This is a genomic window from Kitasatospora sp. NPDC051984 (genome assembly GCF_044593455.1).
GTDB lineage: Bacteria > Actinomycetota > Actinomycetes > Streptomycetales > Streptomycetaceae > Kitasatospora.
On record NZ_JBIUCB010000009.1, the window covers coordinates 31,903 to 43,760 of the forward strand.

Consider the following 11,858-nt stretch of genomic DNA (forward strand, 5'->3'; position numbering starts at 1 on the left):
CTCGAAGAGCCGCACCGGCCCGGCCGCCACCCAGCGGCCGGGCCAGCTTAACCGGGCGCGGGACACGACCTAGTCCGCGCCCAGGCCGGTGAGTGAACGGACTTCCAGTTCGGCGTACTTCGCGGGGTCGGCCTGCTCGCGGGCCAGCCAGGTGCCGATCGCGCCGGCCAGGAAGCCGACCGGGATGGAGATCAGGCCGGGGTTCTCCAGGGGGAACCAGTGGAAGTCGCTGTGCGGGAAGAGCGAGGTCTTGGGGTTGCCGGAGACCACCGGCGAGAAGATCACCAGGGTGACGGAGGTGATCAGGCCCGCGTAGGTGGCGGAGACCGCGCCGACGGTGTTGAACCGCTTCCAGAACAGCGAGTACAGCAGCGTGGGCAGGTTGGCCGAGGCGGCGACCGCGAAGGCCAGCGCGACCAGGGCGGCGGCGTTCAGCTTGTCGGCGAAGATCGACAGCACGATGGCGATGGCGCCGATCGCGACGGCGGCGAGCTTGGCACTGGCCACCTCCTCCTTCTCGCTCGCCTTCCCGCGCCGGATCACGTTGGCCCAGAGGTCGTGGGCGAAGGACGAGGAGGAGGCCAGGGTGAGTCCGGCGACCACGGCGAGGATGGTGGCGAAGGCGACGGCGGAGATCACCGCGAGCAGCACGGCACCGCCGGTGGAGCCGGCCCCGCCGCCGAGTTGTTCGGCGAGCAGCGGGGCGGCGGTGTTGCCGGCCGCGTTGGAGGCCTTGATGGTCTTGGGGCCCACCAGGGCGGCGGCTCCGAAGCCGAGGGCGAGCGTCATCAGGTAGAAGACGCCGATGATGCCGATCGCCCAGAGCACGGACTTCCGGGCGGCTTTCGCCGTGGGGACGGTGTAGAAGCGGACCAGGATGTGCGGCAGTCCGGCGGTGCCGAGGACGAGGGCGATGCCGAGGCTGAGGAAGTCGAGTTTGGTGGTGCCGGTGACGCCGTACTTGAGTCCCGGTTCGAGGAAGGCGTGGCCCTTGCCGCTGGCGTCGGCGGCGGCGCCGAGCAGGCCGGACAGGTTGAAGTGGTACTTGGCCAGCACCATGAAGGTCATCGTCGCGGCGCCGGCGATCAGCAGCACGGCTTTGACGATCTGCACCCAGGTGGTGCCCTTCATGCCGCCGACGGTCACGTAGACCACCATCAGCGCGCCGACCGCCACGATGGTCCAGCGTTTGGCGCCGTCGCCGCTGACGCCGAGCAGCAGGGCGACCAGGGTGCCGGCGCCGACCATCTGGGCGAGCAGGTAGAAGATCGACACCACGATGGTGGAGATTCCGGCGGCGGTGCGCACGGGCCGCTGGCGCATCCGGAAGGCGAGCGCGTCGGCCATGGTGTAGCGGCCGGAGTTGCGCAGCGGTTCGGCGACCAGCAGCAGCGCGACCAGCCAGGCGACCAGGAAGCCGATCGAGTAGAGGAAGCCGTCGTAGCCGTACAGCGCGATGAGTCCGGCGATGCCGAGGAAGGACGCGGCGGACATGTAGTCGCCGGAGATCGCCAGGCCGTTCTGGAAGCCGGTGAAGGCACGGCCGCCGGCGTAGAAGTCGGCGGCGTCCTTGGTCTGCCGTCCGGCCCACAGTGTGATGCCGAGGGTGACGATCACGAAGACGCCGAACAGCGACATGATCAGGGTGCGGTGCTCGCTCGCGGAGCCGGCCAGCTGGATCATTCGGCACTCTCCCCGACGACAGCGGCGGTGGCGCGGTCGCGTATGGCGGCGGCGGCCGGGTCGAGCCGGCGGCCGGCGTGGCGGGCGTACCAGGCGGCGATGGCGAAGGTGCTGGCGAACTGGAGCAGGCCGAGCACCAGGGCCAGGTTGATGTTGCCGGCCACCTTGGTGTTCATCAGCCCGGGCGCGTAGCAGGAGAGCAGGACGTACAGCAGGTACCAGAGGACGAATCCGGCCGTGACGGGGAAGGCGAAGTTCCGGAAGGAGCTGCGCAGTTGGCCGAACTCCGGTGATTCCTCGATGCGGGTGAACGGTTCCGGGACGGTGTCGTGCGGGGGTGTCACGGCGGTGCCTCCTGACGTCTTCGGTGCGATGGACGATCGGATGGGCATGGGTCGTGTCGTGCGGAGTGCGGAGCATGGTAGATCCGGGGTGCGGCCGCGAGAAGATCCCGTGCACGATCCGGTCGAAATCTGACCGGAACGCAGAACCGGGGCGGCCCGTCTCGGCCGCCCCGGTCTGACAATCAGTCAATCAACGTCCCCTGAGAAGGCTCAGAGAAAGGCTCAGAAGGCGATGCGCACCTTCAGCGCCGTCCGCTCGTCCATCGCCCGGTAACCCTCCGGCACCCCGTCCAGGCCCACCGTCCGGTCGAACACGATGCCCGGGTCGATCGCCCCGGACAGCACGTCGGGCAGCAGCTCGGGGATGTACGCCCGGGCGGGGGCGACGCCGCCGCGCACCGAGACGTTCCGGTTGAACATCTGGCCGATGTCCACGCCCGCGCTGCCGCCGTGCGGCACACCGACGTAGCCGACCGCGCCGCCGTCGCGGGCGATCGAGATGGCGGTGCGCATCGACTCCTCGGTGCCGACGGCCTCCAGCACGGCGTGCGCGCCGAAACCGCCGGTCAGCTCGCGCACCGCCTCGATCGCCGCCTCGCCGCGCTCCGGCACCACGTCGGTGGCGCCGAAGGTGCGGGCGATCGCGGTGCGGCCCTCGTGGCGGCCGAGCGCGATGATCCGGCCGGCGCCGAGCCGGTGCGCGGCCAGCACGCCGCACAGGCCGACCGCGCCGTCACCGACCACCGCGACCGTCGCGCCGGGCCGGACGCCCGCCGACACCGCGGCGTGGTGCCCGGTCGCCATCACGTCGGACAGCGCCAGCAGGGCCGGCAGCAGCTTCTCGTCGCCGGCGGCCTCCTTGGGCAGCTTCACCAGCGTGCCGTCCGCGAACGGCACCCGGACCGCCTCGCCCTGCCCGCCGTCCGAACCGGGGATGCCCCAGAACCCGCCGTGCGGGCAGGAGGTCTGCAGGCCCTCGCGGCAGTACTCGCACACGCCGTCCGACCAGACGAACGGGGCCACCACCAGGTCGCCGACTGTGAGATCGCGCACCTCGGGGCCGACTTCCTCGACGAAGCCGAGGAACTCGTGCCCGATCCGCTGCCCGGCCTGGCGCTTGGCCACACCGCGGTACGCCCACAGGTCGCTGCCGCAGATGCAGGCGTTCAGCACCCGCACCACGGCGTCGGTGGGCCGCTGGATCCGGGGGTCGGGCACCTCCTCGATCCGGATGTCCTGGGGGCCGTGGATCACGGTGGCGCGCATGAGGGTTGTCCTTCGTTGCAGAGGTCGGGTGCCTGGTTCGCACCCACTTGCCACTCTAGAACGGCCGTCCGGGCGACCGTTCCGGCCTGAGCCGTCCCCCGTTCCCCGTAAAGTGGTGCGCTATGTACGCGCCATTCCCCACCTCGCCGCTCCCGGCACAGCGCACCGGCCCCGGCGGGGACGCCGGGCGCGGCTTCGCGGTGGTCGACGTGGAGACCACCGGACTCGGGCGCTCGGACCGGGTGATCTCGGCGGGCATCTACCAGCTCGACCCGGACGGTGAGGTCACCGACCACTGGTACACCCTGGTCAACCCGGAGCGGGATCCCGGCCCGGTCTGGATCCACGGCCTGACCAGCGAGGTCCTGGAGGGCGCACCGACCTTCCCGGAGGTCGCCGACGAGTTCGCCGAGCGGCTGCGCGACCGGGTGATGGTCGCGCACAACGCGCTGTTCGACTGGAACATGATCTCCCGCGAGTTCTCCCGGGCCGGCCTGCGCGCCCCCGTCGAGCAGCGGCTGTGCACCATGGTGCTGGCCCGCGACCTGCGGCTGCCCCTGCCGAACGGCAAACTCTCCTCGCTGGCCGCCCACTTCGGGGTCAGCCAGCGCCAGGCGCACCACGCGCTGGACGACGCCCGGGTGCTCGCCGAGGTGTTCCGCCCGTCGCTGGCGCTCGCCCGCAGCGGCGGGGTGCCGCTGCCGCTGACCACCTGCGTGGCCGTCACCGACCTGGGCGAGAGCGCCCCGGCCGGGCCGTCCCGCGGCTCCTGGAGCAGCTCGTACCGGCCCTCCCGCAAGCGCCCGGTCTGCCCGTACCCGAACCCGGGGCGCTGGGTGGACGGCTCGCCGCTGATGCAGGGCATGCGGGTGGCGATCACCGGCGACACCGCCACCGATCGCGAGCTGCTGGAGGACCGGATGATCGAGGCGGGCCTGCACATCGCCTCCTCGGTGAGCCGGCTCACCAGCCTGCTGGTCACCAACGAGCCCACCTCGTGGAGCGGCAAGGCCCGCAAGGCCCGCGAGTACGGCACCCCGGTGGTCGGCGAGGACGCGTTCCTGCAGCTGCTGCGGGAGGTCGCGCCGCACCCCGGTGCGTGACGCGACGGTAAGGAGGATTAGCGTGCCGGGTGTGTACCGATTCCTGCTGTCCGCGCGCTGGGCGGTCATCGTCCTGCTGGCGCTGGTGCTGATCCCGACCATGATCCGGTTGGGTTTCTGGCAGTACCACCGCCACGAGGCGCGGGTGGCCCGCAACGACCTGGTGGCCCGGAACCTGGGCAGCCCGCCGGTCGCCTTCGACTCGCTGTCCTCGCCGGGCTGGTCGGTCCCCGGCGGCGAGGTGTGGCGCACCGTCACCGCGCAGGGGCACTACGACACCGCGCACGAGGTGGTCATCCGCGGCCGCACCGAGCCGGGCGGCAGCTCCATCGGCTACTTCGTGATCACCCCGCTGGTGCTGGCCGACGGCAAGGGCTCGGTGCTGGTCAACCGCGGCTGGGTGGAGTCCGGCGCGGGCGCCGCCGACTTCCCCGCCGTGCCCGCCCCGCCGGACGGCGACGTGACGGTGACCGGGCGGCTGCGCGCCGACGAGACCTACGCCAAGGTGGGCCTGAAGAACCGCGGCGGCCTGCCCGACCGGATGTACAAGGTGATCAACACCGAGGAGCAGGCCAAGTTCTCCGGCACCACCGTGCTCGGCGGCTACCTGGAGCTGGCTTCCTCCCAGCCCGCCGCCGGCGCCTCCCCCACCCTGCTCACCGAGCCCGGCCACACCGACATCGGCCCGCACATGGCGTACGCCATCCAGTGGTGGCTGTTCACCACGCTGATCCCGACCGGCCTGGTCGTGCTGGCCCGCCGCGAGGCCAAGCAGCACGCGGCGAAGCCGGTGGCGGCCGAGGACGAACTGGTCGGCGCCGCCGGCTGATCAGCTCAGGAGCTACCAGCTGAGCGGCGGCGGGTCGAGCCGCTGCTCGGCCCAGATGGTCTTCCCGCTGCGGGTGTAGCGGCTGCCCCAGCGTTCGGTGAGCTGGGCGACCAGGTACAGGCCGCGTCCGCCCTCGTCGGTGAGCCGGGCCCGGCGCATCCGCGGCTGAGTGGCGCTCGGGTCGGACACCTCGCAGGTCAGCACCGAGGAGCGGATCAGGCGCACCATGACCGGCCCGCCCGCGTACCGGATCGCGTTGGTGACGAGTTCGCTGAGCACCAGTTCGGTGGTGAACACCAGCTCGCCGAGACCCCACTGCTCCAGGGTGCGGCTGGCCGACTCGCGCACCCCGGCGACCGCCGCCGGGTCGGCCTCGATGGTCCAGGCGGCGGTGTCCTCGGCCGGCACCGGGTGCAGCCGGGCCAGCAGCAGCGTGACGTCGTCGCTCTGCCCGGCGGTGGCCATCTCGGCGACGATCGCCCGCCCGGCGGCGGCCAGGTCGCCGCGCAGGTCGGCCTCGCGGAGCTGGGTGGCGAGCTGGTCCATGCCCTCGTCGACGTCGCCGCCGTTGCCGCCCTCGATCAGCCCGTCGGTGTACAGCGCCAGCACGCTGCCGGCCCGCGGCGCGCACTCGGCGGTCTCGAACGGCAGGCCGCCGATGCCCAGCGGCGGCCCGGGGTTGACCGGCAGGTACTCGACCTGCCCGTCGGGGTGGACCAGCGCGGGCGGCGGGTGCCCGGCGCTGGCGGCCTGGCAGAGCCCGGCCACCGGGTCGTAGACGACGTACACGCAGGTCGCCCCGGACGGGTCGGCGACGCCGCGTTCGCGTTCCTCCTCGCTGCCCTCGACGACCAGCTGGGAGACCAGGTCGTCCAGGTGCACCAGCAGTTCGTCGGGTTCCAGGTCCAGGTCGGCGAGGGTGCGGACGGCGGTGCGCAGGCGGCCCATGGTGGCGCTGGCCTGGAGTCCGTGGCCGACCACGTCGCCGGCCACCAGGGCGACCCGGGCGGAGGAGAGCGGGATGACGTCGAACCAGTCGCCGCCGACGCCGGTCGCGGTGTCGGTGGGCCGGTAGACGCTGGCGGTGGTGGCGGCGGGCACGGTGGTCTCGGCGGGCGGCAGCAGGCTGCGCTGGAGTCCGACGGCGGCCCGGTGCTCGCGGGTGTAGCGGCGGGCGTTGTCCAGGGCGAGCGAGGACCGGGCGGCGATCTCCCGGAGCAGCTCCAGGTCCTCGCGCTGGTAGGCGCCCTCGGCGGGGTCGCGGTGGACGGTGACCCGGCCTAGCGGGCCGCTGCGGGCCTGTAGCGGGGCGCTCATCGACGGCGGTTCCGGGGTCGAGGAGAGCGGGGCGCCGAGCACCTCCCGGCCCAGCGGGCCGAGCGGCCGGCCGTCGGTGCGCGGCGGCCCGGCGGTGGCGGTGCGGCGGACGGCGAGCCGGCCCTCGGTGTCGGGCTGCGGTTCGTCGCCGGTGAACACGGCCTCGGCGATGTCCACCTCGACGCGGTCGCCGAGCCCGGGGACCAGCACCCCGGCCAGGTCCTCGGCGGTGCCGGCCACCGACAGCGAGCTGCCGACGGCGGCGGTGGCCCGGTGCAGCACGTCGGCCCGCCGCCGGTACCGGTGCACCTCGGTGACGTCGCCGAACAGCGCGGTCACGCCGATCACCTTGCCGTCCAGGGCCTGCAGCCGGAACGCCTGGATCTCCATCACCACCCCGCTGCGGGGGTCGTCCAGCGGGCGGATCCGCAGCGCGGTGCGCACCACCGGCTCCCCGGTGGTGACCACGTGCCGCAGCAGCGCCTCGGCGGCGTCGGCGTCCTCGGGCTGCAGGTAGTCGTGCAGCTTGGAGCCGGTCAGACCGTCGGGCAGGCCGGTGTAGGGCAGCAGGTGGCTGTTGGTACGCAGCAGCCGCAGGTCGGTGTCGAACACGGCGAGGCCGAGCTGGTCCTGCAGGAACAGCTCTCGGGTGAACGCCTCGTCCTGGCGCCGCTGGGCGACCGTGTCGGCGGGGGTGGCCAGCACCAGGGCGCGTACCTCGCTGCCCTCGCCGGCCAGCGGCAGCACCTGGTACGAGACCTCCAGCGGAACCCCGGAGCCGGTGCGCAGCCGTACCTCGCCGGACCCACGGTCGAGCAGGCGCTCCTCGCTCTCGTCGGCGAGCAGCTCGCGGGCGGGGCGGCCGGTGACCTGGGCCGCGTCCAGCGCGAGCAGCTGCTCGGCAGCGGCGGTCCACCCGACGACGCGACCGTCGCCGTCGACCAGGGCGGCCGCGACGCCGTCGATGTTCGGCAACCGCCTACTTTCCATGCGCAGCACCTCGGGTGGGTGGTCCGGTCCTCCCCATCTTCGGACGGTTCCCGGCCGCGCGCCATTGACACCCGTCCGCGGCACCCGGTGACCGCAGCTGGCCGATACGCACCCGTTGACGGCCCGCATTGGTCCAGTCCACATTGGCGGGTGCCGTTGTCCTGATCCGCTCTTCCCCCCCTGGAGCGCACCGTCATGACGCACCTCACCCTCCGCATCCGGGCCGCCGCCACCGCCCTCTGCCTCGGCGCCGCCGCCCTCGCGCTGCTCCCCGCCCCGGCCGGCGCCGCCCCGTCCCCGTTGGCCGGCGACACCGTCAAGGTCTCCACCGGCAAGGAACTCCAGGCCGCGCTGAACGCCGCCGTCCCCGGCCGGACCATCCAGCTCGCCGACGGCACCTACACCGGCAACTTCAAGATCACCGCCCCGGGCACCGCCGCCGCCCGGATCACCCTCACCGGCTCCCCGCGCGCCGTCCTCACCACCCCCACCGGCGGCGGCTACGGCCTGTCGCTGAACAGTGCCCCCTACTGGACCGTTCACGGACTCACCGTCACGGGCGCGCAGAAGGGCATCGTGCTGGACGCCTCCGACTGGGTGGTGCTCGACGGCGTCACCGTCCACCACACCTCCATGGAGGGCGTGCACTTCCGTACCTCCTCCAGCCACGGCGTGCTGCGCGGCTCCACCGTCCACGACACCGGCACCGCCCACGACGGCAAGGGCGAAGGCGTGTACGTCGGCACCGCCAACACCCTCACCGACCGCAGCGACTACGTGCAGATCCTCAACAACGTGATCGGCCCGAACATCGGCGGCGAGAACATCGACCTCAAGGAGGGCACCACCGGCGGCCTGATCTCCGGCAACCGCTTCGACGGCAACGGCCTGACCGAGGTCAACTACGACGACTCCTGGGTCGACGTGAAGGGCAACGGCTACGTCATCGAGAACAACACCGGCGTCCGCACCGTGAACGACGGCTACCAGACCCACAGCCAGCTCCCCGGCTGGGGCTGCGGCACCGTGTTCCGCAACAACCACTCCGACCTCACCGGCGCGACCGGCCGCAACCCCGCCAAGTACGCGATCGACGTCACGAACTACGACCGGACCGGCTGTCCCGTCACCGTCACCGCCGACAACACCGTCACCGGCCCCGCCGCCCTGGTCAACCCCGGCGTCCCGGTGGGCTGACCCTCCCTCACCCCGCCAGGACGACCGGTCAGAATGGTCGGTATGGATCTCGGACTCAAGGACAAGGTGTACGTGGTCACCGGCTCGACCCGGGGACTCGGCCACGCCACCGCCGCACAACTGATCGCCGAGGGCGCCCGCGTCGTCGTCACCGGCCGCACCGAAGAATCGGTCGCCGCCGCGGCCCACGCCCTCGGCGACCACGCGTACGGCGTGGTCGCCGACAACGCCGACCCGGCCACCCCGGGGCGTCTGATCGACGCCGCGAGCAGCCGCTTCGGCGGCTTCGACGGCATGCTGATCAGTGTCGGCGGCCCCGCCGCCGGGCCGGTCGCCACCGCCAGCGACGAAGCCTGGGGCGCGGCGTTCGACTCCGTTTTCCTCGGCGCCATCCGCCTGGCCCGCGCCGCCGCCGAACGCCTCCCCTCCGGCGGCGTCATCGCCTTCGTCCTGTCCACCTCCGTCCGCCAGCCGATCCCCGGCCTCGGCATCTCCAACGGCCTGCGCCCCGGCCTCGCCATGGCCGCCAAGACCCTCGCCGACGAACTCGGCCCCCGCGGCATCCGGGTCCTCGGCCTCCTCCCCGGCCGCATCGACACCGACCGCGTCCGCGAACTCGACTCCCTCACCCCCGACCCCGCCGCCGCCCGCGAAGCCGCCACCGCCAACATCCCCCTCCGCCGCTACGGCACCCCGGCAGAATTCGGCCGCACCGCGGCGTTCCTGCTCTCCCCGGCCGCGTCCTACCTGACGGGCGTGATGGTGCCGGTGGACGGCGGCGCGACCCGGGGCCTGTAGGGCGAGAGGGAGTGACTGCCAGCAAGGTCGCGACCACGTGCACGTCATTGTCCTGGGTCGCGATCTTGCCGGTGGCAGCCTTCCACCCCGCGCAGTTCTCCCCCAGCCCTTGGGGGCTGGGAGGTGCCCCCACGCGCCCCCGGTCGCTCTCCCTCAGCTCGCGAAGGCCTGCCCGTTGCGATGCCTGCGGAACGCGGGTTGGGCGAGGGCGAGGGCCACGGTGAGGGCGATGGTGAGGCCGGCGACGGGGAAGAACGGCGCGGGGCCGATGCGGTGGACGATCAGGCCGGCGGCGGCGACCGAGATGGGGAAGGAGCCGGTGACGGCGAGCATCACCATGCTCATCACCCGGCCCAGCAGGCGGGTGGGCGTCCAGGTCTGAAGCATCGTCACGGCGACGATGTTCTGCCAGCCGCTGGCCACGCTGTAGACGGCTATGCACGCGCCCGCGCCGATCGCGCCACCCGCGTACGGGACGCCGGCCAGGCCGATGCCCATCACCACCGCGAGCAGCGCGAACAGGCGGGCGGGCTGCTGGGTGGCCGGGGCCTTCGCGGCGATTGCCGAGCCGACCAGGGAGCCGATGCTGAGCACCGTCAGCAGGATGCCGTAGTCCGCGGCGCCGAGCGAGCCGTGTGCCCAGTCGGGGAGGGCGACCTCCATGGTGCCGTTGAAGGCGAGGTTGCAGACCAGGGCGACGACCATCACCACGTGCAGCAGCCGGCCGCGCCGCAGCACGTCGGCGAACCCTGGGCCGTCCGTTTCCGCCTCCGACGGGCTGCCCTCGGCAACTGGATCGGCCTTGCGGGGCCGCAGGCCCAGCAGCACGGCGGCGGAGAGCAGGAAGGACCCGGCATCGACGGCGAGCGCCGGGGTCGAGCCCCACAGCGCGACCAGAATGCCGCCGATGGACGGGCCGAGCACGCCGCCGAACTGGTTGGCCATCGAGGACAGCGCGTTGCCGCGGCCGAGCTGTTCGGCGGGGAGCAGGGCGGGCAGCAGGGTGTACGAGGCGGGCAGGAACAGCCCGGAGCCGGCCCCCAACACCACGGCCAGCGGCGCGAGTTGGAGCAGTCCGGGCTCGCCCGCCGCAGCGACCGCGGCGAGCGCGCCGATCGCGAGGGCCCGGACGACGTCCGCGCCGAGCATGATGCGGCGGCCCCCGTAGCGGTCGGCGAGGATGCCGCCGAGCGGAATGGTCGCCACCCGGGCGATGCCGTAGCACGCCAGCACAGTGCCGAGTTGGGCCGTCCCGCCGCGGCCGCCCAGCACCAGCCAGGGCAGCGCGACGGCGTAGCAGTAGTCCCCCACCGTCGAAGCGAACTGCCCGACCACCAGCAGCCGGAACCCCGGCACCGCCAGCGGCCCGTTCCGCCACCCCCGCATTTGCTGCCCCCCGCACGCATACGATCGACTCACGAACAGTCAGTCACCGTACTGCCGTTCGACCCGGCGGACCGGCCGTTCGGCAAAGCGGTGCGGATCTCTCCGGACTCAGCGGACCCGCGGGGTCTTCTTCGTGCGGGCCTTGCGGGGGCGGGCCACCCGGAGGCGGAGTTCGGCGGGGAGGGTGGCCAGGCCGAGGGAGCGGCGGGCGCGTTCGACCGGGCCGGTGCGGTAGGTGTCGATCAAGGCGGCGGTGTCGGCGCCGGGGACGAGCCGCAGGGCGGTGTGCACCTCGGGGCGGCGGGCGGCGCCGGTGACCCGGACTGTGACCCGGTCGACCGCCGGGTGGGCGATGAGCTCCGTCTCGATCGCGTCCTCGACGGCCCGGCTGCGCACGTGCAGTGCGAAGTGCGGCTGCCCGGGCGCCGCGGGGGACGGCAGGTCCAGGCCGGCCGGGCCGCCGCGGCGCAGCTGCGAGAACAGCCACCACAGCCCGCCGAGCACGACCAGCGCGGGCACCGCGATCGCCACCGGCCACCACCAGTCGCGGTCGGTCCAGCGGGTGCGGCTGGTGGCGCTGACCACCGGCTGGTCGGGCAAGGTGAGCGGCCACCAGTGCGGCGGGGTGATCCCGAGGTGCCGGTAGACGTCCAGCCCGCCGAGCAGCACCAGTGCTCCGCCGGTCAGCAGCAGGAGTCCGACCACGGCCAGAATGGCCCGGTTGACGGTGCGTCGGCTCATCGGGGTGGCTCCAACTCGGCCAGTTCACGGCGGTGGTGACGTTCCCGGACCGACCGGGTGCGGACGTCCAGCCGGTGCGATCCCACCAACACCGCGCGGTTGACGGCACGTCGGCTCATCGGGGTGGCTCCAACTCGGCCAGTTCACGGCGGTGGTGACGTTCCCGGACCGACCGGGTGCGGACGTCCAGCCGGTGCGATCCCA

11 protein-coding genes are annotated in these 11,858 nt (G+C 73.0%); 4 read left to right on the forward strand and 7 right to left on the reverse strand.

The genetic code is table 11. From position 1 onward, the window contains the following. Positions 1–69: 69 nt before the first annotated feature. From ACIHEI_RS19320 to ACIHEI_RS19330, 3 genes are all read right to left on the reverse strand, one after another. Positions 70–1,683, reverse strand: a complete 1,614-nt coding sequence (locus ACIHEI_RS19320; RefSeq protein ID WP_387646062.1) for a cation acetate symporter — start codon at positions 1,681–1,683, stop codon at positions 70–72. After that, complete coding sequence (locus ACIHEI_RS19325; RefSeq protein ID WP_396607465.1) at positions 1,680–2,075, reverse strand: DUF485 domain-containing protein; 396 nt, start codon at positions 2,073–2,075, stop codon at positions 1,680–1,682. Before ACIHEI_RS19325 ends, ACIHEI_RS19320 begins: the two co-directional genes overlap by 4 nt. 174 nt (positions 2,076–2,249) lie before the next feature. Next, positions 2,250–3,293 carry a zinc-dependent alcohol dehydrogenase family protein gene (locus ACIHEI_RS19330; protein WP_396607466.1) on the reverse strand — a complete coding sequence of 348 codons (1,044 nt, stop codon included), beginning with the start codon at positions 3,291–3,293 and terminating at the stop codon, positions 2,250–2,252. 122 nt (positions 3,294–3,415) lie between these two features. On the opposite strand from ACIHEI_RS19330, the gene ACIHEI_RS19335 reads away from it, so the two are divergent. Both ACIHEI_RS19335 and ACIHEI_RS19340 read left to right on the forward strand, forming a co-directional pair. Beyond that, positions 3,416–4,396: a DEDDh family exonuclease gene (locus ACIHEI_RS19335; RefSeq protein ID WP_396607467.1), complete on the forward strand. Its 981-nt coding sequence runs from the start codon at positions 3,416–3,418 to the stop codon at positions 4,394–4,396. Between the two features lie 22 nt (positions 4,397–4,418). After that, positions 4,419–5,225 carry an SURF1 family protein gene (locus ACIHEI_RS19340; RefSeq protein WP_387646069.1) on the forward strand — a complete coding sequence of 269 codons (807 nt, stop codon included), beginning with the start codon at positions 4,419–4,421 and terminating at the stop codon, positions 5,223–5,225. A gap of 12 nt (positions 5,226–5,237) precedes the next feature. On the opposite strand, the gene ACIHEI_RS19345 is transcribed toward ACIHEI_RS19340, so the two are convergent. Further along, positions 5,238–7,532, reverse strand: a complete 2,295-nt coding sequence (locus ACIHEI_RS19345) for a SpoIIE family protein phosphatase (protein ID WP_396607468.1) — start codon at positions 7,530–7,532, stop codon at positions 5,238–5,240. A 195-nt stretch (positions 7,533–7,727) separates the two neighbouring features. Between ACIHEI_RS19345 and ACIHEI_RS19350 the strand changes: the two genes are divergently transcribed. Together ACIHEI_RS19350 and ACIHEI_RS19355 are read left to right on the forward strand one after the other, a co-directional pair. Further along, a complete protein-coding gene (locus tag ACIHEI_RS19350) occupies positions 7,728–8,729 on the forward strand; it encodes a sheath polysaccharide-degrading enzyme (protein WP_396607469.1) in 1,002 nt (333 codons plus the stop codon). A 42-nt stretch (positions 8,730–8,771) separates the two neighbouring features. Beyond that, positions 8,772–9,527 carry an SDR family oxidoreductase gene (locus ACIHEI_RS19355; protein ID WP_392956380.1) on the forward strand — a complete coding sequence of 252 codons (756 nt, stop codon included), beginning with the start codon at positions 8,772–8,774 and terminating at the stop codon, positions 9,525–9,527. Positions 9,528–9,680: 153 nt separating this feature from the next. On the opposite strand, the gene ACIHEI_RS19360 is transcribed toward ACIHEI_RS19355, so the two are convergent. The 3 genes from ACIHEI_RS19360 to ACIHEI_RS19370 all read right to left on the reverse strand — a co-directional run bounded on the left by ACIHEI_RS19360 (position 9,681) and on the right by ACIHEI_RS19370 (position 11,773). Continuing rightward, complete coding sequence (locus tag ACIHEI_RS19360) at positions 9,681–10,913, reverse strand: MFS transporter (protein WP_396607470.1); 1,233 nt, start codon at positions 10,911–10,913, stop codon at positions 9,681–9,683. A gap of 108 nt (positions 10,914–11,021) precedes the next feature. Continuing rightward, complete coding sequence (locus tag ACIHEI_RS19365) at positions 11,022–11,654, reverse strand: alkaline shock response membrane anchor protein AmaP (RefSeq protein ID WP_396607471.1); 633 nt, start codon at positions 11,652–11,654, stop codon at positions 11,022–11,024. Next, the gene (locus tag ACIHEI_RS19370; RefSeq protein WP_396607472.1) at positions 11,651–11,773 is read right to left on the reverse strand and encodes a hypothetical protein; all 123 of its coding nucleotides are present in this window, start codon (positions 11,771–11,773) and stop codon (positions 11,651–11,653) included. The genes ACIHEI_RS19365 and ACIHEI_RS19370 overlap by 4 nt, the downstream gene beginning before the upstream one ends. Positions 11,774–11,858: the final 85 nt, after the last annotated feature.

Bases quoted from the DNA above. Each gene is read 5' to 3' on its own strand.
- ACIHEI_RS19350 (WP_396607469.1), top strand. From the start codon at position 7,728: ATGACGCACCTCACCCTCCGCATCCGGGCCGCCGCCACCGCCCTCTGC.
- ACIHEI_RS19355 (WP_392956380.1), top strand. From the start codon at position 8,772: ATGGATCTCGGACTCAAGGACAAGGTGTACGTGGTCACCGGCTCGACC.
- ACIHEI_RS19325 (WP_396607465.1), bottom strand. From the start codon at position 2,075: ATGCCCATCCGATCGTCCATCGCACCGAAGACGTCAGGAGGCACCGCC.
- ACIHEI_RS19330 (WP_396607466.1), bottom strand. From the start codon at position 3,293: ATGCGCGCCACCGTGATCCACGGCCCCCAGGACATCCGGATCGAGGAG.
- ACIHEI_RS19335 (WP_396607467.1), top strand. From the start codon at position 3,416: ATGTACGCGCCATTCCCCACCTCGCCGCTCCCGGCACAGCGCACCGGC.
- ACIHEI_RS19360 (WP_396607470.1), bottom strand. From the start codon at position 10,913: ATGCGGGGGTGGCGGAACGGGCCGCTGGCGGTGCCGGGGTTCCGGCTG.
- ACIHEI_RS19345 (WP_396607468.1), bottom strand. From the start codon at position 7,532: ATGGAAAGTAGGCGGTTGCCGAACATCGACGGCGTCGCGGCCGCCCTG.
- ACIHEI_RS19320 (WP_387646062.1), bottom strand. From the start codon at position 1,683: ATGATCCAGCTGGCCGGCTCCGCGAGCGAGCACCGCACCCTGATCATG.
- ACIHEI_RS19370 (WP_396607472.1), bottom strand. From the start codon at position 11,773: ATGAGCCGACGTGCCGTCAACCGCGCGGTGTTGGTGGGATCGCACCGG.
- ACIHEI_RS19365 (WP_396607471.1), bottom strand. From the start codon at position 11,654: ATGAGCCGACGCACCGTCAACCGGGCCATTCTGGCCGTGGTCGGACTC.